The organism is Burkholderia pyrrocinia (assembly GCF_018417535.1).
GTDB lineage: Bacteria > Pseudomonadota > Gammaproteobacteria > Burkholderiales > Burkholderiaceae > Burkholderia > Burkholderia pyrrocinia_E.
In genome coordinates, this window is sequence record NZ_CP070978.1 from 2013788 (window position 1) to 2036939 (window position 23152).

A 23152-nucleotide genomic window follows, 5' to 3' on the forward strand; every position below is an offset into this window, starting at 1 on the left:
GTCCCCGTTGTTTCTCCACAGGCACCCCCCATAGCTGTCGGTCACATTGGCGTACCGAAGTGACCAGTTGAACGCAAATGCATTGGACACAAGCACCATCAGACATGCACCCAATAGGCAACCTCGCCATCGCCGAATAATTCCGAATTCTTTCATCGATCTCTTCATTCCGATTAGGTCAATACGTCAAGCCTGACATCACCGAAAATGGCCTCTGCGGCCTGCGATGCATGCTTGACGATGCAATGACGCGGCATCGCATGCGCGATTGCATTCAGCCATTAGTCATCTCGATGGCACCGGCGCTCATCGTTTCGACAAGCCCGTATTACTGCGCCAACGCCGCACGTTGGTAGATCACCACGCCATACCCAACCTTGACGAACAATGGGGCCGGCGCACCTTCGCTCTGTTCGGCATCGACAGCAATCCGCTCATTCGGCCGAAACGTGACTCGCCATACCTGCGTTTTCGAAGGCACAGCCAGTTGCTTCAGCCCGATTCGATATTTCTGCCCCGGCGCCAGCGTCAGACGCCCGGGCACCACCAGCAACGTGGGCCGCTGCACGTCGGCTACCGGTACCAGGTGCTCGGGGGAATCACCCGGATTGGTCAGCAGGTGCTGCTCGATATCCAGATAAAGCGGCGTATCGCCGACGTTCTCGACATACAGTTCGGCTGCCGGTTTCTCCGGCTCGAGCGTCACCTCCGTGCGCGACAGCTTCAGCACGCCGGCGGCCATGCTGCAGGTGCAGGCCAGCGCGGCCAGCATCCCGATTGCGGTGCGCGCTACGCGCATCATCACGGGCACTCCAGCGTCTGCGGCTTGTCGTCGACACGCAACGTCATCCGCTTCGTCGCGAAATGCTGAGGCGTGCCCGGAAATACGGCGATCGTTTGCGCGGACGGTGCTCCGTCATACTTCACATCGGTGAAGACCTGACGCACATTGCCCGTGTTCTCGAGCGTCAGCCCGCCGCTTTCGCAACGGTGCGCCCAGCCCACGCGCTGCTTGCCCGGCGGCGGCATGTGCCGCACCAGCACGCCATAGCCGACGGATACCGACATCGGCGCGGTGATCTTGTCCTGCGGCGCGTCGTCCACCTTGAGCGACCTGACCGGCACGATATAAAGCCGATACAGCGCTTCGTTCTCAGGTTCCGCGAGCGACTTGAGCGTGATCGCGCGCGTCTGGTTCGGGCCGAGCGTGAGTTTGTCCGGGCTCGCGAGCATGCCCGGATGCTGCAGATCGCCGAGGTTCTGCTTCTCCTCCGGCGTCTTGCCCGGATTCATCACTTTCTGCACCGAGATCGACAGATAGAGCGGCGCGTCGCCCATGTTCTTCACGGTGACGTTCTGGTCGTGGTTGTTGAATACCTTGGTCGTGGCCGGCATCACCATCAACTCACCGTCGGCATGCGCCGGTTGAGCGGCGGCAAACAGCAGCGCGCACGCTATCGGAAGCGCGGTTTGCAAGTTCAGTTTCATGTCGTCAATTCCTGTAAATGGTTGAATGCGCCGTCATTGGCAACGGAAGTCGTTTCCGCTGGCGTCCTTCAGGCTGCACGTGTAGCGATGCCCGTTCTGATCGAGCGTGATCTGCGGCAGCATTGTTTTGCTGACGATCGAGAACAGCCCGTTCGGATGCACCGTGTCGCCGGTTTCGATCACCTTCCCGCTTACCGGCTTGCCGTTCGTATCCTTCAGGAAGCCGCTGTACACCATGTTGATGTCGACCTTCGCCGATGCCGCGTAGACCTGGCCCGGGTGAGCCCGGACGATGTTCGCGGGCACCTCGACGTTCATGTCGAACTTCTCGCTGTTGCTCATCACGCGCGCGAACGGCACGTCGCGATATGCATTGAGCGGCACCGCATACGTGCTGTTGCCGGCAACCGGGCTGCCTTCCACGTTGAACCCGTACTTCATGCCCTGGATGTTCGGCGTTTTCAACAGCATCGCGCTGCCGCTCGAGCTGTAACGGCCGAACGCAACGCCGTCCTTGCTGGCCGCGACCATGCCGCGGTAGTTGAAATCGACGTTGCCGCCGCCGCTGCTCTGGCCGAGGTTCAGCGATGCGTCGCCGCGCGTGCCGGAGCGCGTGCCGTAGACGTTCACGCCGTAATGGGTGCCGATCCGGTTCGCCGACAGGCCGACGGATGTCGTGCCGAAGCCGTCCTGGAAATCCTTGCGGACGTCGCCGCTGATCTGCGTCTGGCCACCGGAATGCGCGGCGCTGAAGCTCGCCTGCGCCTTGTCCAGCATCATCGTCATGTTGAAATACACGCCGTAGCCGCCGCTGCCCTGATAGCCGCCCTTCTGCACGCCAAGCGCGAACGTGCCCCACAGGCCGTTCGGCCGGTAGTTCCAGCGCGCCTCGGCCTGCTGCGATTCGCTGAACGCCGAGCGCTGGTAGTTGTAGCCGAACGTCACGCCGCGGAACGTGCGGCTATACGACACCGCCGTGCTCGGCTGGCCGACGTAGAAGCGCGATACCTCCGTGTTCTGGTAGCGGCTGACCATCAGGCTGCCGAGCGCCTCGCTCGCCATCGACAGGTTGACGTAGCCGCCCGTGCTGCGTTCTCCGCTCAACAGGCCGAGCGTGGGCGTGATGTCGACGCCGCCCAGTTGCATCGGCCGCGTGATGTTGACTTCGCCCGCCCATTTGCCGCCCTTTCCGGCGAGCATCGACCCGTTCAGGTAGAACTGCTTGAAGTTCCGGCTGACCGCTGCCTCGAGCAGATAGCCGCCGCTGCCCATCTCCTTGCCGGCCGTCACATGCCACGCGTTGCCGCTGTTCGCGCCGAAATTGAGGTTGTTGACCTCGCGGGTTTCCCGGTTGACCACATTACCGTTCCGGTCGACGAGGCGGACCTCGACCGAGTAGTAGCCGCCCGGCAGATCGGCGAAGCTGATCTCGTTGCGGCCGAGCACCGCCGGCCGTTTGAGGATCTGCCGGCCATTCCGGTAGAACTCGTAGTTGCCTTCGGCCGATGCATAGAGGATCAGCGAACCGGCTTTGCTGTCGACCTGCAGGTGGGTCTGGCTCCCGACGGTCACGAACTGGTCGAAGCTCGGCGACAGCAGCGTGTTGACCGTGCCGGCCGCGTAGTCGATATTGTTCTGCTTGCCCGCCCGCACGTAGGTTCGGGCAAAGTTCTTCTGCAGGTAGTACGACGACAGCCCCTGCTGGCTGCCGCTGGAATTTCGCGTTTCGGTACGGTTCGCGTACCAGCTCATGTAGCCGAAGCTCTGGAACGGAAGCCCGACATACGTGTTGCCGTTCACGTTGACCGCACGGTAACCGTCGGACGCCGCCCGCAAGTCGATCGCCTGGTTGTTGACCAGCCCGAAACCCGTTTCCGGCGCGATATAGTCCTCGCGCGAATCGCGGATCGAGATCGACCGCTTCAGCTTGTCGACGGTAACGTAGTACCCGGCTATCAAGTCGTCGCAGCCCTTGCTGCAGCGCTTGTAGTCGAGCTGCGAGATCACGCTCCGGATGGTGTCGACATTTTCGGGCGAGATACCGTTTGCCGCATACTTGGCCGCGTCGAATTCAAGCGACGCGTCCTTTGACGAATAACTGATGAACCCCGGCAGCGTGCGCCCGTTGAAGGTTGCAACATAGTTCGCGCTATCGTCCAGTTCAGCCGCACTGAATCCTTCAGGCACGCCATACGTGACCTTTAGTTCTGCGAATGAGTGCGACGAAACAAAAAGAAATGCACCCAACCACAGCTTGTTGAAACGGAAAGGAGCTTGATAGGCGACCACGCTGATTTCTTCTATGGAGGGGTGGGAGGGGCTGGCATCGGGGGTTCTTCAGGAAGAGCCCCGATCGAATCGGGGCTCCATAAGGGACGGTTACGGTGCCGCTGCTGCGACCGGCTCGAACACCATCACGAGATCGCCGCTGTAGCTGCCGTTCGTGCTGTTCGTGCCGATCTGGGTCGGTGCGTCGACGTTGATCTTCAGGTTGTGGATTTCGTCGAAACCGCCGTTGCCCGCCGTCACTTGCGTGATCTTCTGGACCGCGCCGAAAGTGACTTCAGCATCGCCGCTGTTGCCGGACAGCGAAACCTTCGCGTTCTTCATTTCGTACCGGCCGCTCGACATCTTCAGCGGTTGCGCGAGCGAGACGTTGAAGTCGGCGTTCTTCGACCAGACGCGGACCGGCAGCGTCTTCTCGAACTTGGCTTGCGTGTAGTCGGTGGCGTTCAGTTCTTCCGTGCCGTACCAGGTCGAGCCGTCCGGCTTCGACACGAAAATGCCGTCGTTGATCTGGGCGGTCAGCGTGATCTTCTTCGATACCGTATCGGCCTGTGCCGTATGTGCCATGCCGAACAGTGCCGTGGTGACGCCCATTGCCAGAACGAGTTTGCTGAGTTTCATCGAATAATCTCTATTAAAAAAGATGGGTTTCTGAAATCGAACCGCGACGAGTTAATAATCAATCGAAATTCGATGTGTGTGAGATAAATCCCACTGACGCTAGTCTATGGACATTGCTGCCGGCGGAATATGGGACGAATTCGGAGTTACGCACCCAAACTGCTAGTACAAGTACTAAAAATATAAATCCGTCGCCTTAAATCCATGATTGTTAAGTTGATTTAAAGAATTGTCCGAGTCGAGGTAAGCAGAACGCTTGTCTCGACGGATCGAACGCGCGTGGTTGCCGCGCCCGGGCGTCGAGTGCCAAGACGCCGGCTGCGGCAGGACGCGGTTGTCGCGTGGCGAGACGGCTTGTCGTGCCGCGCAGGCGCGTCCACGCGCATTCACGCATGCAACGCGCATGGAGCGGGACGCTCGGGATGGCGCGCGTGCCACGCGGCGCATGCGATGCGTCGACGCATCGAGAGGCTAGGGGCAAGGGAAAGCGCTACTGCACGGAACCTGCGGTCAACCGCGCCGCCACGGAACACGCCGATGCGCTCGGGCTGAAATGAATGCCTCAGGTTATCAACCGATCCAAAAGATTCATTGGACGGCCCCTCCCCGGCGCGCGATGCTGGCTCCGCCAATCAACGCGGCGTCTGTGCAACGCCGCGCCCGGGCACGGAGCGAGACACATGCCTAACGATCACCGTCAACGGCGCCACACGCTGTGGCTGCTGTGCGCGCTGTCATTCATCCTCTACGTCGACCGCGTGAACCTCGCGACCGCGGCCGGCGCGATCAAGGCCGAACTCGGGCTGTCGAACACCGAACTCGGTATCGCGTTCTCCGCGTTCGCGTATTCGTATGCAATCTGCCAGATCGGCGGCGGCTGGATCGCCGACCGGTTCGGCGCCCGCATCACGCTGATCGGCTGCGGGCTGATCTGGGTCGTGTCGACCTTCACGACCGGGCTCGTGCACAGTCTCACGCTCCTGTTCGCCGCGCGCCTGCTGCTCGGCATCGGCGAAGGCGCGACGCTGCCCGCCCAGGCCCGCGCGATCACGCACTGGTTCCCGCGCGAGCGGCGCGGCGTCGTGCAGGGCTTCACGCATTCGTTCTCGCGGCTCGGCAACGCGGTCACGCCGCCGATCGTCGCCGCGCTGATGACGTGGCTGTCGTGGCGCGCCGCGTTCTTCGTGATCGGCGCGGTGACGCTGGTGTGGCTCGCGTGGTGGATCGTCGGCTTCCGCGAGCACCCGCTCGGCGACGACGACGGCCGCGCGCGCGGCGCCGCCCGGCCCGTGCCGCCGGCCGGGCCCACGCCGTGGGGCCCGCTGTTCCGCCGGATGGCGCCGACCATCTTCGTCTATTTCTGCTACGGCTGGACCGCGTGGCTGTTCTTCACGTGGCTGCCGACGTTCTTCCTGAACGGCCAGGGCCTGAACCTGAAATCGACCGCGCTGTTCGCCTCCGGCGTGTTCTTCGCGGGCGTCGTCGGCGACACGCTCGGCGGCTGGCTCTGCGACCGGATCTACCGGAAGACCGGCAACCTCGCGCTGTCGCGCCAGAGCGTGATCGTGACGAGCTTCGCCGGCGCGCTCGTCTGCCTGCTGCCGCTCGCGTTCGTGCATTCCACGGCCGGCATTGCGCTGTGCCTGTCGGGGTCGTTCCTTTGCCTCGAACTGACGATCGGGCCGATCTGGGCCGTGCCGAGCGACATCGCACCAACCCATGCCGGCATCGCCAGCGGGATGATGAACGCCGGTTCCGCGATCTCGGGGATCCTGTCGCCGATCCTGTTCGGTTATCTGGTCGACCACACCGGCAGCTGGACGGTGCCGTTCATCGGGTCGGTCGCGATGCTGCTGATCGGCATCGTCGCCGCGCTGCGGATTCGTCCGGATCGCACGCTGTCGGAATCGATGCCGTCGCTTGCCGATGCGCCAGCCGCGCCGTCGGCGCGCTGAAGCGGCCCACAGCCGTGGCGGCCGTTTCGCTCGTTTCGCTCGTTTCGCTCGTTTCGCTCGTTTCGCTCGTTTCGCTCGTTTCGCTCGTTTCGCCCGTTTCGCCCGTTTCGCCCGTTTCGCCCGTTTCGCCATCACGCATCGTGCCGTTTCGCGATGCGTGATCGGCAAATCCGGCATACCCGACCAACCCTCCCTTCAATCGCCGTCGTCCTGAACGCCCTCCCGGTGAAACAGCGCGAGAAACTGCTGCGCGGGGATGCTGAGCGGCCGGTCGCGCCGCACGATGCTGCCGTACGACGGCAGCTTCTGCTCGAGCGCGTAGTCGATGATCGCGACGAGCCCGTGCTCCGCGTTGCGCTGCGCGACCGTCAGCGGAATCACGCCGAGCATCGTCGACCGGTCGACGAGGTTCATCGTCGTCAGGATCGAGCCCGTTTCGACCAGCCCGCGCGGCATCGGCTGGTGACGCGCATGAAACTCGCGCTCGACGACCTCGCGCGCCGGGCTGCCGGCCGGCTGCAGGATCCACGTGTAGTCGAGCAGCGCGTCGAATTCGACCGGCCCGGCGCCCGCGAGCGGATGGTCGCGGCCCGCGATGATCGCGAGCGCCTCGTCGTCGACCACGCGGAAGTCGCAATCGGTGCCCACGTTGCGGCCGATCACCACTTCGAGCACGCCTTCGCGAAGCTGCGGCATCAGCCGGTCGCTCGTGTCCACCGCGATATCGATCGCAAGCAGCGGATAACGCGCCTTCAATTGCACCAGCGCCTCGGTGAGCCGCCCCGGCGACGCCGCCATGATGCTGCCGATCGCCAGCCGCCCCGCGCTGCCGAGCTGCAGTTCGCCGAGCTCGCGGTTCAGCGCCTCCATGCTGCCGCGGATCCCGCGGAAATAACCGAGCACGCGCTCGCCGGCCGGATTCAGCACGAGCCCGCGCCCGACGCGATCGAACAGCCGCTGGCCGAGCGCGCTCTCCAGTTCGGCCAGCATCTTCGTCGCGGCCGGCTGCGTGAGGCCCATCTGCCCGGCCGCCGCGCGCAGCGTCGAGCATTCGTCGACGGCAAGCAACAGCGCGATCTGCCGCATGCGTAGCCGGTTCAGCAACTGCGGGGTCGAGTCTCGTCTGTCGATCGAGCCCATTTTTGATTACTCCAGGTTATCGATTCATCAAGAGTTTTCAATTTACCGACTCATTCCGTCTACCTAGCATGAACCCCATGACACGAACGGCCATGCGCCGCCACCGGAGACACAGCATGAACACGAAACCGACCGCCGCCCGACGCGCAGCCCGCCACGGAGACGCCGCATGACGACCGCCGCCACCCTGCCCGTCGTCGCGCTGACGCTCGGCGACCCCGCCGGCATCGGCGCCGAACTGATCGCGAAACTGCTCGCGCGGCCCGACGCGACGGCTCACGCGAATCTCGTGCTGATCGGCGACCGCTGGCTGTGGGAAGCCGGCCAGCGCGTCGCCGGCGTGCAGGTCGACGTCGAACCCGTCGCATCGCTGGCCGCGGTGCGCGGCCGGCCGTCGGCCGCGCGCGCCGCGTTCGTCGAAGTCGATACGGTCGCGCCCGCGCAGGTCGCGGTCGGCCAGGCCGGCGCGGCCGGCGGCCGTTCCGTGCTGAACGTGCTGAACTCATGCATGGACGCCGCGCTCGCCGGCGACATCGACGCGATCTGCTTCGCGCCGCTGAACAAGTACGCGATGAAGCTCGGTGGCCTGCAGCACGAAGACGAACTCCATCACTTTGCCGAATACCTCGGCGTGACCGGCTATTTCTGCGAATTCAACACGCTCGGCGAACTGTGGACCGCGCGTATCTCGTCGCATATCCCGCTGAAGAATGCGGCGGCCCAACTGAGCATCGAGCGGATCGAACAGGCATCCGAACTGATCTACCGGTCGCTGCTCGCGAACGGCGTCGCCACGCCGAAGGTCGCGATCGCCGCGTTCAATCCGCACGGCGGCGACGGCGGCAGTTGCGGCCGCGAGGAAGTCGACATCATCGAGCCAGCGGTGCGCAAGCTGCAGTCACGCGACTGGCCGACCGATGCGCCGTTCCACGGCCCGTTCCCCGCCGACACGATCTTCCTGAAGGCGCAGGCCGGCGACTACCAGGCGATCGTCACGATGTACCACGACCAGGGGCAGATCGCGATCAAGCTGCTCGGCTTCTCGCGCGGCGTGACCGTGCAGGGCGGGCTGCCGGTGCCGATCACGACACCCGCGCACGGCACCGCGTACGACATCGCGGGCCGCGGCACGGCCGACGTCGGCGCCACCTGGCAGGCGCTGCAGATCGCGTGCCGGATGGGCGCCGCGCGCCGCACTCCCGCCGTTCCGGCGTGACGGCCGCGCCGGCCGCCCGCCTTTCACACACGACAACATCGATTCTCGGAGACACCACCATGAAAATCCGGTCCGTGCGCGCACGCGTATTCCAGTGGAAAGGAAAGACCGTCCCGCCGCAGGGCAACTTCTGCTCGAACGCGATGGATTTGCTGTACGCGCCGCAGGAAACGATGAGCACGTTCCGCTTCCATGCGTGGACGGTCGTCGAAGTCGAGACCGACGACGGCATCGTCGGCCTCGGCAACGTCGCGCTCGCGCCGCACGTCGCGAAAGTCATCATCGACCAGTACCTCGCGCCGCTCGTGATCGGCCAGGACCCGTGGGACTACGAATACCTGAACCAGCGGATGTATCGCGCAACCCACGCGTGGGGCCGCAAGGGCATCGGCATGGCGGCGATCTCGGCGGTCGACATCGCGATCTGGGACATCCTCGGCAAGAGCGTCGGCAAGCCGGTGTTCAAGCTGCTCGGCGGCCGCACCAAGGAAAAGATCCCCTGCTACTACTCGAAGCTCTACCGTACCGACCTGAGGGAAATGCAGGACGAGGCGCAGCGCTATCTGAAGGAGGGCTTCCGCGCGTTCAAGATGCGCTTCGGCTACGGGCCCGCGCACGGGCAACAGGGGGTGGTCGAGAACCTGAAGTCGGTCGCGGCGATCCGCGAGGTGATCGGCTACGACAACGACCTGATGCTCGAGTGCTACATGGGCTGGAATCTCGAGTACGCGAAGCGCATCCTGCCGAAGCTCGAGAAATACCAGCCGCGCTGGCTCGAGGAACCGGTGATCGCCGACGACATCGACGGCTACGCGGAGCTGAACCAGCTGACACGCATTCCGATCTCCGGCGGCGAACACGAGTTCTCGCTGTACGGCTTCAAGCAGTTGCTCGACCGCAAGGCCGTGTCGGTTGTCCAGTACGACACGAACCGCGTCGGCGGGATCACGATGGCGCACAAGATCAACGCGCTGTGCGAGGCGTACAGCGTGCCGGTGATTCCGCATGCGGGCCAGATGCACAACTATCACCTGACGATGAGCACGCTCGCGTCGCCGATGAGCGAATACTTCCCGATGTTCGACGTCGAGGTCGGCAACGAACTGTTCTATTACATCTTCGACGGCGAGCCGGTGGCCGAGAACGGCTTCCTGCAACTGCGCGACGACGTGCCGGGCCTCGGCCTCACGCTGAAGACCGAATTCCTCGACCAGTTCGACATCGTGGAATGAGGACGACCATGAACGCACGCTACCAGGGCGTCTTTCCGGTCGCGCCGACGATCTTCGACGCGCACGGCGCGCTCGATCTCGACGGCCAGCGCCGCTGCATCGACTTCATGATCGATGCCGGTTCGCAGGGCCTCTGCATCCACGCAAACTACTCCGAGCAGTTCGCGCTCGGCGACGACGAACGCGAACTGATCACGCGCACCACGCTCGAGCACGTCGCGGGCCGCGTGCCGGTGATCGTCACGACGTCGCACTTCAGCGCGCGGATCTGCGCGGAACGCAACCGGCACGCGCAGGCGCTCGGCGCGGCGATGGTGATGGTGATGCCGCCGTACCACGGCGCGACGTTTCGCGTGCCGGAGGCATCGATCCGCGCGTTCTTCCGCGAGGTAAGCGACGGCCTCGACATCCCGCTGATGATCCAGGACGCGCCCGCAAGCGGCGTCGCGTTGTCCGCGTCGTTGCTCGCGACGCTCGCGCGCGAGATCGATGCCGTGTCGTACTTCAAGATCGAGACGGCCGGCGCCGCGTCGAAGCTGCGCGAGCTGATCGCGCTCGGCGGCGACGCGATCGAGGGGCCGTGGGACGGCGAGGAAGGCATCACGCTGCTTGCCGATCTCGATGCCGGCGCGACCGGCGCGATGACGGGCGGAGGCTATCCGGACGGAATTCGCCGGATCACCGACGCGTATTTCGCCGGGCGCCGCGATGAAGCGTGCGAGCAGTACGCGCGCTGGCTGCCGCTGATCAACTACGAGAACCGCCAGTCGGGCTTCCTGACCGCGAAGGCGCTGATGCTGGAAGGCGGGGTGATCGCGTGCGACCGGCCGCGCGCACCGTGGCCGGAATTGCATCCGCAGGTGCGTGCCGGGTTGCTCGACGTCGCGCGGAGACTCGATCCGCTCGTGCTGCGCTGGGGGCATTAAACGTTCGGGCGCATGCGGTGTGCGCTTCACGGCTCCGGCCCGCGGGGCGCACGCCGCGCGGCCGGACAGACGTTCGCGCCGATGGGGAATGCGTACATGCGTTGCGCATCGGCGGTTAACCCCGTGCGGATTCGTCACGGCGTGACAGCGGTCCATCAGAAGATCGCTGCTGCAGATCAACAATATTGGAGACATCATGAATTCGTTGACCCCGGCCACCCCGGCATACGAAGCCGGCGAAGCCATTCCGCGCCGCCGCTGGCTGCGCGTGATTCCGCCGCTGCTGCTCGCCTGCATCATTTCCTACATGGACCGCGTGAACATCGCGTTCGCGATGCCCGGCGGGATGAACGCCGAGCTCGGCATGGACGCGACGATGGCCGGTCTCGCCGGCGGCATCTTCTTCTTCGGCTACCTGTTCCTGCAGATTCCCGGCGGCCGGCGCGCGGCGCTCGGCAGCGGCAAGAAATTCATCGCGTGGTCGCTCGTGAGCTGGGCCGTGCTGTCGGTGCTGACCGGGCTCGTCACGCACACCTGGCAGTTGCTGGCGCTGCGCTTCCTGCTCGGGGTGGCCGAGGGCGGCATGCTGCCCGTCGTGCTCACGATGGTCAGCCACTGGTTCCCCGACCGCGAACGCGGCCGCGCGAATGCGATGGTCATCATGTTCGTGCCGCTCGCCGGCATGATCACCGCGCCGCTGTCCGGCTTCATCCTCGCCGCGTACGACTGGCGTCACCTGTTCTTCAGCGCGGGCGCGCTGTCGCTGCTGTGCCTGGTCGCGTGGCTGCTGTTCGCCGACGACGGCCCGGAAACCGCGCGCTGGGTGTCGCCGCGCGAGAAGGCGTACATCCTCGATGCGCTGCGCGACGAGCAGGAACGCAAGCGCGCGGCCGGCACGCCGGCCGCCGCATCATTCGGCGAGATACTGCGCAACCCGACGATCTGGCTGCTCATCGCGATCAACTTCTGCTATCAGGTCGGCATCTACGGCTATACGATGTGGTTGCCGACTCTGCTGAAAAACCTCACGCACGGCGGGATGGGAAAGGTCGGCCTGCTCGCGATGCTGCCGTATGTCGCGATGGTGATCGGGATGTTCGTCACGTCGTATTTGTCTGACCGAACCGGCAAGCGACGCCTGTTCGTGCTGCTGCCGCTCGTCGGCTTCGCCGCGTGCCTCGCGCTGTCGGTGCTCACGCACGCGTCGATGGCCGTGTCGTTCACGTTCCTGATCGGCTGCGGCTTCTTCCTGCAGGCGGCCGCCGGCGTGTTCTGGGCGATTCCGCCGAAGCTCTGCAGCGTCGAGACGGCCGGCAGCGCGCGCGGCCTGATCAATGCACTCGGCAATCTTGGCGGGTTTTGCGGGCCGTATGCGGTCGGCGTGCTGACCCAGCACGTGAGCTCGGCGGCCGGCGTGTACAGCCTGGCAGTTACGCTCGCGGTGGCCGGCCTGCTTGCGCTGACGCTGCCGAAGCGCTGCGAGGACTAAGACGCGGCCTCGCGAACGCAACGAGCCCATATTTGCCGCAGCGCGATGCACGTGCCGCGGCAACCAATCGAAGGACGGAGATTCACGATGAACGACATCCTGCTGCTGGTGCAGAAATGCGCCCATACCTTCAGTTTCTACGACCTCGACACGAAAGCCGCGCTCAAGCACATCGTGCTGCCGAACTTCCCGCACGAGTTCACCGTCGACGCGAACGACCGCTACGCGTACGTCGGCATCTTCGGGATCGAGACCGCGTGGTCGCTCGGCCATGAAGGCGACCACCGGATCGCCGAGATCGACCTCGTCGAGCGCACGCACACGCGCATGCTCGACCTGTGGCCGTACTACCGGCCGCACGGCATGGCGAGCGACCGCGACGGCCGGCTGTACGCGATGAGCGAGGCGCACGACATGCTGCTCGTGTTCGACGAGCCGACCCGGCAGCCCGTGCCGAACATGGCCGTGCCGTCCGGCGGCGTGAAGACGCACCTCGTGACGCTCACGCGCGATGCGAGCCGCGCGTACGGCGTGCACCTGCTGTCGAACACGGTCACGCAATTCCATCCGCGCGACGCGACGGTCGCGCCGCGCGCGGTGATGCCCGGCCCGCGCCCCGAAGGCAACGCGCTGTCGGCCGACGAGCGCACGCTGTTCGTCGCAAATCGCGGCGACGACACGCTGGTCGAGATCGACACGGAGACGATGACCTGCGGGCGCCGCGTGAAGACGCGCAGCGATCCGAACCGCATCTACCGGACCAGCGCGCCGGACGGCCGCGACCTGCTGCTGCTGACCAATTCGGGCGAACGGTCGATCTCCGTGTTCGATGCACGCCAGCTCGAGGAAATCGAACGCATCGCGCTGCCCGCGAACCCGACCGCGCTGTCGTTCCATCCGTCGCGGCGCGTCGCCTACGTGTCGTTCCAGGACGACTACGTGCGCGAACTCGATCTCGATACCTGGCGTTTCGTCGGTGCGTTGGCGACGCTGCGCGAGCCCGATGCGTCTTACGTGCTCGCGGGAGCACGCTGATATGCACGACGGATTGCCGCCCGACGGCATGCCGGACGCGCTCGTCGATGCGCATCACCACCTGTGGCGGCTCGATGCGGGCGCGCACTATCCGTGGCTGCAGACGCACTACGATCCGGCGCGCTTCATGTTCGGCGATTACGCGGCGCTGTGCCGCGATTTCGGCGTGGACGAATTCCGGCACGCGGCGCAACGCGCGCCGATCGTCGCCAGCGTGCACGTCGAGGCCGAACGCGCACGCGACGAAGCACTGGCGGAAACGCGCTGGCTGCACGAGGTTGCGGCGGCGCACGGGTTGCCGTCGGCAGTCGTCGCGTGGGTCGACCTGCTGGCCGGCGATGCGGACGAACGGCTCGCCGAGCAGGCCGCGTGGCCGCGCGTGCGCGGCGTGCGCTTCAAGCCGCGCACCGCATCGTCGCCGGATGTGCCCGTCGACGGGCCCGGCACGCTGCGCGATCCGCGCTGGCCGGCCGCGCTGGAACGCGTCGCCGCGCACGGCCTGAGCTGGGATCTGCGCGTGCCGTTCTGGCATCTCGGCGACGCGGCCGCGCTGCTCGCCGATGCGCCCGAGGTCGACGTCGTGCTCGAACACGCCGGGCTGCCGTGGGATCGCTCGGACGCGGGGCTCGCGCGCTGGCGCCATGGCATGGAAGCGCTTGCGGCATCGCCGCGCGTGACCGTGAAGATCTCCGAACTCGGCCTGCGCGACGCCGTGTGGAACGACGCGGAGAACGCGCGGATCATCCGCGACACGATCGCGATCTTCGGCCGGGAACGCTGCATGTTCGCCAGCAACTTCCCGGTGGCCGGCCTGCGCGTGTCCTATCCCGCGCTGCTGCGCACGTTCGCCCGCGCGATGGCAAGCCTCGACGACGCGGCGCGCCGCGCGATCTGGCATGACAACGCGGTGCGGGTGTACCGGATTGCGCTCGACGAGCCATCCCGGCCGGCTCGCGGATAACGCTGCTTTCCGCGCCTTTCCCCATCCCGTCGATCGGGTATCGCGCCCGGCGCGGCCATCGACCAAGTGGCAGCGCGGTCGCGTATTCGACCCTTCGCGCGTAATCGTGCTTGACCCGGCCCTTGGGGTCGCCTTTATGCTGACCGCAACGAATCGACAGCAGAGAGAGGTGACGGATGGGCACGTCCACGCCCCGTTTGAGCGCATCGGCGGCCGCCGCGCGGCTCGGCGTATCGGTCAAGGCGCTGCGGCTGTACGAACAGCATGGCCTCGTGACACCGGAGCGAACACCGGCCGGATACCGCGCGTATGGCCCGGACGACCTCGCACGCGCCGCCGACATCGCGGCACTACGTGCGCTCGGCCTCAGCCTCGCGCAGGTGGCGAGCGTGCTCGATGGCGATGCATGCAGTCTGGACGACGCGCTGGCGGCTCACGAGGCGGCGCTTGACCACGGCATTCAGGATCTCGTGCGCAAGGTCGACAGGGTGCGCTCGATCCGCGCCGGCCTCGCACGCGGCAGAATGCCGGCCGACGGCGAACTGACGCGGCTGCTCGACGATACCGGCGCCGGCGTAGCGTTCAGCCTGCCGTGGCCGTGGGGCGGCGAGTGGTTCGAGTGTCGCGATATCCGGCCGTTGAACTACATCATCGGCTCGCTGGGAAGCGGCAAGACGCGGCTGGCGCTTCGGCTGGCCGATTCACTGCCCGGCGCCGTGTTCGTGGGCCTCGATCGACTGGAAAACGATGACGCTGCCGCATGCGATTCGTTGCGCGTCGATCCGGAACTGAAGTCGCGTGTCGACCGCGCATCGGCCGTGCTTGTTGGCAACGGCGCAACGCCGTCGGCGGCGTTGACTGCGCTGCTCGTCAGTCTCGAAGCGGATGGCCCGCGCGCGCTGGTCGTCGACATGATCGAACAGGATCTCGACCGGCCCACGCAACAGACGTTGATCGCCCATCTGCGCGAACGCGCAACCGCCGGGATGCGGCCGCTGTTCCTGCTGACGCGCTCGTCGGCCATCCTCGATCTGTCGGCGGTCGGCCCGAACGAAACCATCATCCTGTGCCCGGCCAATCACAGCCCGCCGTCGCGCGTGGCGCCCTACCCGGGCGCACCCGGCTACGAAGCGGTTGCCACGTGTCTTGCGTCGCCCGGGATCCGGGAGCGAATCGCCCATCGGCCGGAAATGGCGTAAGCCGTCATCCGTTCGCGGTGTCCGTGACATGCGAACGCATCGACCATCACGACTCCAGCCGCCCCATCCTGCGCGCCATCGCCGGGCTCACCGCATGCACCGGATCGAAACCGAAGAATTCGAGCACATGCCGCGCGACGTCGTCGCGATCGTTGTCCGCGCAGATCATGTGGTAGCTGTTCTCCAGCACGATCCCGCGCGCGTCGGGCATCTTCTCCAGCAGGAAATCGGCCGAGCGCAGGCTCGTCAGCTCGTCCTCGCGCGCATGCAGCACGAGCGTCGGACATCGCGTGTCGGCCGCGGCCTCGAGCGCCCAGTCGCGCATCCGGTCGACCTGCCGCACGCATGCGAGCGGCACCCACGCATAGTGGAAACTGTCCTGCCGCTCGAACTTCTTCTTCACGATCGCGCGGATCGTCGCGTTCTTGATGCCGAACGGCTCGCCTTCCTCGACGCGCATCCGCTCGGCGACACCCGGCACCCGATACAGCACATGCCGCAGCGACCGGTACCACGGCGTCGACCAGCCGTCGATGAACACCGGCGCGGCCAGCAACGCGAGCCGGCCGCGCGCATGCTGCACGCGGTGGCACAGCAGCAGCGCGACCAGCGCGCCCATGCACATGCCCGCGACATGCAGCGTGTCGTAGTCGCGTTCCAGCGCGCGATACTGCTCGGTCACCGCGTCGAGCCACGCCTCCGCGCACACGCCGACCAGGTCCTCGGGGCGCGTACCGTGCCCCGGCAGCGTGATCATGTGCGGGTCGCTACCCGCGCGCCGCATCGCCTTGTGCAGCGCACCGAGATCGTATTGCGTGCCGCCGAGCCCGTGGATCAGCAGGACGCCCGTGCGGCCTGTCATGACGCGTGTCCGCTCATTCGTCCGCCGGCCACACGCGCTCGATCTGCCAGACGCCCGCGACCACCGTCACGTCGACGTTCGAATCGAGCAACGGCGCGCCGTGATCGGTGATCGTCTGCGTACCGCCGTCGCGCTGCACGACGCGCAACGACAGGGACGCGCGATCCTCGCCCGCGATCTCCGCATTCCAGTAGTCGCTCAGCGCAGCGCGGTCGCCCGGCTGCACGCGTTCGAGCACGAGCGGCACGCTCGCGATCTGCGCCGCATCGACGCCGACGCCGAACACGCGCTCGACGTCGCCGCTCCACTCGATCCGGCCCGACTCCGGATCGAGCACGTACGCGATCTGGCCGGCGCTCGCGAGCGCGAGCTCCATGTTGTTCTGCAGTACCGCCGCATGCTCGTGCACGCGTTCGCGCGTCGTCTTCAGCGTGCTCACCGTCAGCACCAGCAGCGACGCGACCGCCAGATAGAGCTGCGCCTCGAGCAGCGAGCTGCCGTAGTGCTCGTGGAACGACGCGAACGGGCCGTCGCCCTGCGCGGTCTGCTCGATCACGATCAGCGCGAGCACCAGCACCGACGACGAGCCCGTGCGGCCGCCGAGCAGCAGCGTCACCGCGACGGTCAGGAACAACGGGATATACGTGAGCGCGAAGCCGGCGCCCGTGCCGAATTTCTGCGACGTGTCGCCGTCGAAGATCACCAGCGCGACGATCGCGAGCAGCACGAACGCGACGACGCCGAGCATCAGGTCAAAGCGCTCGTGATCGCCCGAACGGTGCGCACGGAAGCGCGACCACGACGCGAGCACCGGCGTGACCAGCAGCACGCCGACGAAATCGGACGCGGCCCATACGGACCACACGTCGAAGAACGACGCGTCCTTGAGCGTTGCGTACCACGCCGCGCCGCCGATCGCGCCGACGACGCCCGCGATCAGCCCGGCGACGATCACCGAGCGCAGGAAGTACAGTCCTTCGAGCGAGAAGCGAACGCGCCGCACGAGCCACACCGCGAGCGCGGCCGCGCCGACCTCGTCGACCGTGAACAGCGCCGCGTTGACCAGGCTGCCGTGTTCGATGCCGGTCAGCGCGAGCTGCGCGACGAGGAACGCGCCGGCCAGCGTCAGCCATTCGCGCAGCGGCCGCAGCATGAACGCGCCGACCGTCACGCCGGCCGGCAGCCAGATATAGCCCGTCAGCCGGACGGGGCCGTTGAATTCGTGCGAGATGTAGCCGGTCGCGAGATACAGCGCCGCCCAGAGCAGCGCGGCGACGAGTCCCGGGCGGGAACGTTTGGTGTCCATCGAGGATTCCTGTGTGCTGCGCCGTGCGGGCAAGCGCGCCGCCGCTCGGAAGCGGCGGCGCGCCCGTGGCCGGCAGGTGCGCGATGTGCGAATGATATGCGGACGGGTTGGGCGGTGGAATACCGGGAGCCGGAAGCGCGTTCGGGGCGCCGGCGCGCCCGCAAGCTGGCGATTGTGACCGGGAAAGTATCGGAAAAGTTCGTTGTTTGCCGGGCGCTATCAGGACAGGTCAGCGTGTCGTCTTGGCCGGACGGCCAAAATCGCGCGCAGCCGGTCGATCACGACTGACATGAAAGGCATCCGAAAGCGTTCGTTTCAGGTATCGTCCACGTCTCCAGCCAACATTCCGTATGACCACACGCAATGGATACAGTACCGGCCTGGCCGATATCGGCCCCTTTGATGCCATGAGCCGATTTCGCGTCACGTACGACGGGCCCGCGCTCGAATCGTCCGAGATGGACGTGCGCGAACTTGCACCCGCGCTGCTTGCAATCGGCGATTTGCTCGACGCGTCGACCCGGGCGCTGTGCGGCGTTCAGGTTCGGCCGCAGGTGAACGTGCGCGGCAGCTTCAAGACCGGCAGCTTCGGCATCGACTTCACGCTCGCGACATCGCTGCTCGGTCGGATGCGCGACATGCTGAGCGGCAACGAAGGCACGGCGCTCGCCAATGCGGTCACGATCCTGACCGCGCTCGGCATCGCCGCGCCCCGGGCAAGGAAGGGGCTCTTCGCCGTCCTCAAATGGCTGCGCGGGCGCGAGATCCGGCAAGTGCGGATGCAGGACCACACCGCGGTGCTGCACGTCGACGGCGACGAACTCGAGATCGACCTGCCCGTCCTCACCCTGCTGCGCGACGTCCGCGTTCGCAACGCAACCGCACAAGTCCTTGCGCCGCTCGCGCGTGAAGGCGTCGTGATTTTCGCGGCCGGCACCGATACGGAAGTCATCGAGACGGTCACCCGCAACGAGATCGCGTGGTTTCTCGCGCCCGAACCAGCCGATGCGCTCCTTCTCGACGAACATCGAAAGATGGCGTTCTCGATCGTGTCGCTCGCGTTCAAGGACGACAACAAGTGGCGACTGTACGACGGCTCATCGACGATTCACGCGGCGATCACGGATACCCGCTTCCTGTCGCGCGTGAACAACAGCCAGATCAGCTTCAGCAAGGGGGACGTGCTCGTCTGCAATGTCCGAATGCAGCAGTGGCAAACCTCGGACGGCGCAAAAACCGAATACGAGGTCATGGATGTCCTCGAACATCGCCCGGCCGGCCTGCAGATTCAGTTGCCCGGCCTTTGATCCGCGTCGAAGGCCAAGCTCCCGACACAACCCGTCATCCATCATGAAACCTGCGATCGATCTGCGTCCTGCCTCCCTGGAGGACCTCCCGTTCCTGCTGACCCTCCGCCGGCTCACGATGACCGAGCACCTGCAACGGGTCGGCGCACCGACCGACGATGAAGCGCACGACCGGCGCATCCGCGCGCACTTCGAAGACGCGATGATCGTCTGCGAAGGCGCCACCGCAATCGGCTTGCTGAAGGTGACGCGTGCCGCGGGCGAATGGCATGTCCATCAGATCCAGATCCTCCCTGCCCGCCAGGGCCAGGGTATCGGCGAAGCCGTGCTGCGCGAATTGCTGAGCGACGCGGCACAAGCGCATGTGCCCGTGTCGCTCAGCGTGCTGCACGGCAACCCCGCACGGCGGCTCTACGAACGGCTCGGCTTTCGCATCGCGTCGGAAACGGAAACGAGTGCGCGCATGGTCTGGCGCGCATGACGCCCGGCGTTGCGCCGCCGCATTACTGCGTGATCTTCGCGTCCTTCAGCAGATTGCCCATCATCTGCGCACTCGCCTTCTCGACCGCAATCGCCTGCAATTGCTGCTGAAGCACCGGCTTGGCCGTCTCGAAGCCCGGCACCTGCGTCGGCCGCTTCGCATCCAGCTTCACGATCGCCCGCACGCCATCGACCGGGATCGAATCCGTCGTCGCCGCGCCGACCGTCAGCTTCGCGAGCGCCTGCGCGATCGGCAACGGCAATCCGCCCGTCTTGCCTTCCGCCGCCGGCGTATTGAAACTCACCCACGGCAGCTCGCCGCCGGCATCGCGGCTCGGCGCCATGCTGTACTGGCGCGCCAGCCCGTCGAACGACTTGCCCGACTTCAGCTCGCTCAGCACGGTCGCGGCCGTCGCCGGATCCTTGACGACGATCAGCCGCGGCTTGTACTCGTTCTTGCCGAGCGCCGCGACGAGCTCGTCGTAGCGCGCCTTGACCTGTTCGTCGGTCACCGGCTCGGGCTTCACGTTGTCGCGCACGTACAGTTGCACCTCGGCATCCGCCTTCGCCTGCTGCATCGCCGCCTTGACCTCGGGCTTGTCCCCGTAGTTCGCCTTCTCGGCGGCCTGCTGAACCAGCACGCGCGTGATCAGTTGCTGCTTGATCGCGTCGCGAATCTGCGGCGAATCGGGCTGCCGCGACGCGCGCAGCACCGCATCGACGTCGGCCTGCGTGATCGCCGTGCCGTTGACGGTCGCGACGGTTGCCGTCGCGCCGGAAGGCTGCGACGCAGCCGCCGTCTGTGCGTGGACGGGGCCGCTCAGCGCGCCCGCCAGCGCGGCAATCAGCAACAGGCGGTTCGGTATCGTTTTCATCTTCATCGTTATGTCGCTTCGTGCTCAAGAAACGCGGCACGGGCTGCCGCGCAGGTTCGCCGCCACTGCAACACGCCGGCGCAACCGTTCAGTCATTCAGGTTCATCATCGCGAGCACCGGCAGCCTCCGCCCATGCCGCTGTCATTGTGCACGGAACCGCGTTTGCGCGTCGGGAGGTTGGGGACGGCCGCCCAAGGCGGCGAGGCGCGCGTTGTGCGCGCCGTTCGTCACGCGCGCGGGAACGATCGCGGCGCGTGGAAATTCCGCGAAGCAACGTCGAAGTCGGTGGTTGCTTCGCGGGCCCGGCCGCTGGTCGCAGCGGCGACAGGCATGCTTCACCGGCACCGGCCGAACCGCATCAAGGCGTCCACCGATACACGGTGATGCTGTTCCCCTTCACGTTGTTCTTCATCACCACATACTCGCCGTTCGATCGGCGGTACGCGCGAATGCTGTACATCGCATCGATCGCGCTGCTGGTATCCACGGTCGCGGGGCTCGCGTTGACCAGCGTGGTGTCGAGCTTGCCGGTGGTGAGGTTGAACGCGTCGACGTTCGGCCAGAGCGGCCCGCTGCTGCTGAACCAGTAGCCGACGAACAGATGGTTGCCGGCCGCGTCGATCGATTTCGCGCCGCTGTGCGGCAGCGTGATCACCGGATCCGGCTTCGTCGTGTTGCCCGCGCTCCAGCCGTGATACACCTCGATGCGCGTGCCGATCGACGTCCAGTCGTTCGTCCCGATGGCGCCCTGCGCGAGCACCATCGTGTCGCTGTCCGCAAGGTAGACGATGCGGGTCAGCGGCTGGATGCTGGCGGGAACGCGGGTCCCGACGCCCGGCCCCCACGACGGCTTGCCGCTCGCGTCGAAGCCGGTCAGCGGGTAGTGGTAGATCGCGCCGGTCTTGTCGAGGCCGGCCCACACGCCGCCCTTGCTGTCGAGGCTGAACCCGCTCGTGACGCGCTGCGTCGTGTTGAACGCGGGGCCCGGAATCGATCCGTCCGGAATCGCGATATAGCCGTTCGCCGCGTTGAAATGGAAGAAGTAGAAGACCGGCGGGTTCTGCCCCGCCGCGACGAGAATCCGGTTCGCGCCGACCGACGTGAGCAGCCCGAAATGCTCGTCGCGCTGCGTGTCGCTCATGTTGATGCGCGGATCCGACGGGTACGTGAACGGATCGACGGTGTTCGCGACGAACGTGCCGCCCGCGCTGCCGCCGTACACGTGCGTGCCGCCATAGAACAGCGCGCCGTCCGTGACCGGGTCCGGCGCGGCGATGCCTTCGAAGTTCAGCGACTGCAGCGTCCAGCGCAGGCTGCCGGCGCTGCTGTACGCATGAATGTCGGTGGCGCCGTTGCGGCCGAGATCCCAGCTTCCGCCCCACGGGTTGTTGAGCACATAGAGGTTGCCGGCGCCGTCCTTGCCGATCCCGGCGACGCGCGTGAAGCGTTGCGCGCCGACCTGCCCCTTGATGCCCGTCGTCGTGTCGAGATAGCCGCCGCGCACGCCGAACGTGCCGGCCAGCGCGGGCCGGCCCGACACGGTGTAGCGCTTGATGTTCATGTCGGGGCCTTCGTCGCCCACCATGAGCTGTCCGGCCGCCGCATCGAAATACAGCGCCGACGGCTGCGACCCGGCCGGCATCCGGATCGTGTTCAGCAGCGCGCCGGCCGGGCTGAAGCCGACGACCGAGCCCGCGCTCTTCTGCGCGACCCACACGTTGCCCGCGCCATCCACCGCGAGCGCGCCCGGCCCCGACACGTTGATATCCCGCTGCCAGACGCCGTCGGTGGTGAACACGCGCACGCGATTGCCGTAGAAATCGCTTGCATAGAGCAGCGAGCCGGCCGTCGCGAGCCCGGTGACGACGTCGATGCGCGGCTGGTTGGTTGCCGCGCTGATCTGGATGACGCGGTCGCGATACTTCGTCGCACGGTTGTACCGCCCGACCGCGCCGCTGCCGTAGGTCTTGCCGGGCTGCAGTGCGACGAACAGCGATGTCGCGTTGCCCGTGATCGCGCTGCCCTGGAATTCCGAATGCGAGCCCATCGAGCCGACGCTCTTGCCGTTCTGGTAGATCGCGACGCCGCCTTCATCTTCGTCCCACATCGAGGCCGTGTAGATGACGCCTTCGGGCGCGACCCACATCGAACGCGCGACGTTGCCGACGTGGGCCGCGAGCGTACCGTACGTGTTCGCCAGCCAGTCGGTGGTGTTGCCCGCGTGAGCGGTCGGCGCGATCGCGGCGATCGCGCCGGCAAGAAGCGCAGCCTGAATACGTTTTCCAGCGACCATGACTGATGCTCTCCTGAATGATGCAAACATTCACATGAGGGGTCGGCCGGCCAGATGGCTTGAAATCGGCGATGCGTAAATTCTTCCCCTGAATCATCTGGCGCAGTCAGTAATACGTGCGGCCTGCCTTCGATAATAAGCAGGGCGAGAATAGCGTTATATAAATCGAAAAAAATTGCGGGCCGCTCGCGCCATCGCGTTTTTCACCGATTCGGCTTCCTTCGATCGCATGGCCCGTGGCGCCTGCCCTGACGGCGTGCGCGGCTGTGCGACAGTGAATGTTCACTTGCACGCGTGATCGGGAATGGGGGAAATCGGCGGGATCAGGCTTTTCGCCTGCGGGAATATCGCCGCTGGTTCAACGACGACAGATTGAAACTGCGAATGCCGTTTCGGGAGAATCAGGAAAAAGCTACCGCATGCGATGCGGAATCATTGCCCCAAAACAAATCGCCGGCCTGAATCCGATTCGAATCCAGG

General features: G+C 65.9%; 19 protein-coding genes. 10 read left to right on the forward strand and 9 right to left on the reverse strand.

The genetic code is table 11. From position 1 onward, the window contains the following. Positions 1 to 328 precede the first annotated feature (328 nt). From JYG32_RS27170 to JYG32_RS27185, 4 genes are all read right to left on the reverse strand, one after another. Entirely contained in the window at positions 329 to 802 is a 474-nt protein-coding gene (locus tag JYG32_RS27170) for a hypothetical protein (RefSeq protein ID WP_213265675.1), read from the reverse strand. Further along, the gene (locus JYG32_RS27175) at positions 802 to 1488 is read right to left on the reverse strand and encodes a pilus assembly protein (RefSeq protein WP_213265676.1); all 687 of its coding nucleotides are present in this window, start codon (positions 1486 to 1488) and stop codon (positions 802 to 804) included. Before JYG32_RS27175 ends, JYG32_RS27170 begins: the two co-directional genes overlap by 1 nt. 33 nt (positions 1489 to 1521) lie before the next feature. After that, positions 1522 to 3777, reverse strand: coding sequence for a TcfC E-set like domain-containing protein (locus JYG32_RS27180; protein WP_213265677.1), 2256 nt, complete (start codon positions 3775 to 3777; stop codon positions 1522 to 1524). A 90-nt stretch (positions 3778 to 3867) separates the two neighbouring features. Then, on the reverse strand, positions 3868 to 4395 hold the full coding sequence (locus JYG32_RS27185) for a CS1 type fimbrial major subunit (RefSeq protein WP_213265678.1): 528 nt from the start codon (positions 4393 to 4395) through the stop codon (positions 3868 to 3870). Positions 4396 to 5075: 680 nt separating this feature from the next. Between JYG32_RS27185 and JYG32_RS27190 the strand changes: the two genes are divergently transcribed. Beyond that, positions 5076 to 6350 carry an MFS transporter gene (locus JYG32_RS27190; protein WP_213265679.1) on the forward strand — a complete coding sequence of 425 codons (1275 nt, stop codon included), beginning with the start codon at positions 5076 to 5078 and terminating at the stop codon, positions 6348 to 6350. Positions 6351 to 6545: 195 nt separating this feature from the next. Here the strand turns inward: JYG32_RS27190 and JYG32_RS27195 are convergent, their stop codons facing one another. Then, positions 6546 to 7490, reverse strand: coding sequence for a LysR family transcriptional regulator (locus JYG32_RS27195; RefSeq protein ID WP_174378614.1), 945 nt, complete (start codon positions 7488 to 7490; stop codon positions 6546 to 6548). 169 nt (positions 7491 to 7659) lie between these two features. On the opposite strand from JYG32_RS27195, the gene JYG32_RS27200 reads away from it, so the two are divergent. The 7 genes from JYG32_RS27200 to JYG32_RS27230 all read left to right on the forward strand — a co-directional run bounded on the left by JYG32_RS27200 (position 7660) and on the right by JYG32_RS27230 (position 15548). Continuing rightward, the gene (locus JYG32_RS27200; RefSeq protein ID WP_213265680.1) at positions 7660 to 8706 is read left to right on the forward strand and encodes a 4-hydroxythreonine-4-phosphate dehydrogenase PdxA; all 1047 of its coding nucleotides are present in this window, start codon (positions 7660 to 7662) and stop codon (positions 8704 to 8706) included. 59 nt (positions 8707 to 8765) lie between these two features. Next, positions 8766 to 9938, forward strand: coding sequence for an L-rhamnonate dehydratase (locus JYG32_RS27205; protein ID WP_174378612.1), 1173 nt, complete (start codon positions 8766 to 8768; stop codon positions 9936 to 9938). Between the two features lie 8 nt (positions 9939 to 9946). Continuing rightward, positions 9947 to 10864, forward strand: a complete 918-nt coding sequence (locus JYG32_RS27210; protein ID WP_174378611.1) for a dihydrodipicolinate synthase family protein — start codon at positions 9947 to 9949, stop codon at positions 10862 to 10864. Positions 10865 to 11060: 196 nt separating this feature from the next. Beyond that, a complete protein-coding gene (locus tag JYG32_RS27215) occupies positions 11061 to 12353 on the forward strand; it encodes an MFS transporter (RefSeq protein ID WP_213265681.1) in 1293 nt (430 codons plus the stop codon). An 87-nt stretch (positions 12354 to 12440) separates the two neighbouring features. Continuing rightward, entirely contained in the window at positions 12441 to 13388 is a 948-nt protein-coding gene (locus JYG32_RS27220) for a YncE family protein (RefSeq protein ID WP_213265682.1), read from the forward strand. 1 nt (position 13389) lies between these two features. Then, the gene (locus JYG32_RS27225; RefSeq protein WP_213265683.1) at positions 13390 to 14349 is read left to right on the forward strand and encodes an amidohydrolase family protein; all 960 of its coding nucleotides are present in this window, start codon (positions 13390 to 13392) and stop codon (positions 14347 to 14349) included. A gap of 176 nt (positions 14350 to 14525) precedes the next feature. After that, positions 14526 to 15548 (forward strand): MerR family transcriptional regulator, encoded by a 1023-nt coding sequence (locus JYG32_RS27230; RefSeq protein ID WP_213265684.1) that lies wholly within the window; start codon positions 14526 to 14528, stop codon positions 15546 to 15548. A gap of 46 nt (positions 15549 to 15594) precedes the next feature. On the opposite strand, the gene JYG32_RS27235 is transcribed toward JYG32_RS27230, so the two are convergent. Beyond that, complete coding sequence (locus tag JYG32_RS27235) at positions 15595 to 16410, reverse strand: alpha/beta hydrolase (RefSeq protein ID WP_213265685.1); 816 nt, start codon at positions 16408 to 16410, stop codon at positions 15595 to 15597. A gap of 13 nt (positions 16411 to 16423) precedes the next feature. Then, on the reverse strand, positions 16424 to 17716 hold the full coding sequence (locus tag JYG32_RS27240) for an MASE1 domain-containing protein (RefSeq protein WP_213265686.1): 1293 nt from the start codon (positions 17714 to 17716) through the stop codon (positions 16424 to 16426). 350 nt (positions 17717 to 18066) lie between these two features. On the opposite strand from JYG32_RS27240, the gene JYG32_RS27245 reads away from it, so the two are divergent. Both JYG32_RS27245 and JYG32_RS27250 read left to right on the forward strand, forming a co-directional pair. After that, positions 18067 to 19023 (forward strand): hypothetical protein, encoded by a 957-nt coding sequence (locus JYG32_RS27245; protein WP_213265687.1) that lies wholly within the window; start codon positions 18067 to 18069, stop codon positions 19021 to 19023. A 43-nt stretch (positions 19024 to 19066) separates the two neighbouring features. Continuing rightward, a complete protein-coding gene (locus JYG32_RS27250; RefSeq protein WP_213267492.1) occupies positions 19067 to 19504 on the forward strand; it encodes a GNAT family N-acetyltransferase in 438 nt (145 codons plus the stop codon). 22 nt (positions 19505 to 19526) lie between these two features. Here JYG32_RS27250 and JYG32_RS27255 read toward each other — a convergent pair whose 3' ends face one another. Together JYG32_RS27255 and JYG32_RS27260 are read right to left on the reverse strand one after the other, a co-directional pair. After that, a complete protein-coding gene (locus tag JYG32_RS27255; RefSeq protein ID WP_213265688.1) occupies positions 19527 to 20384 on the reverse strand; it encodes a peptidylprolyl isomerase in 858 nt (285 codons plus the stop codon). Positions 20385 to 20737: 353 nt separating this feature from the next. Next, complete coding sequence (locus tag JYG32_RS27260) at positions 20738 to 22672, reverse strand: SMP-30/gluconolactonase/LRE family protein (RefSeq protein WP_213265689.1); 1935 nt, start codon at positions 22670 to 22672, stop codon at positions 20738 to 20740. Between the last annotated feature and the right edge of the window lie 480 nt (positions 22673 to 23152).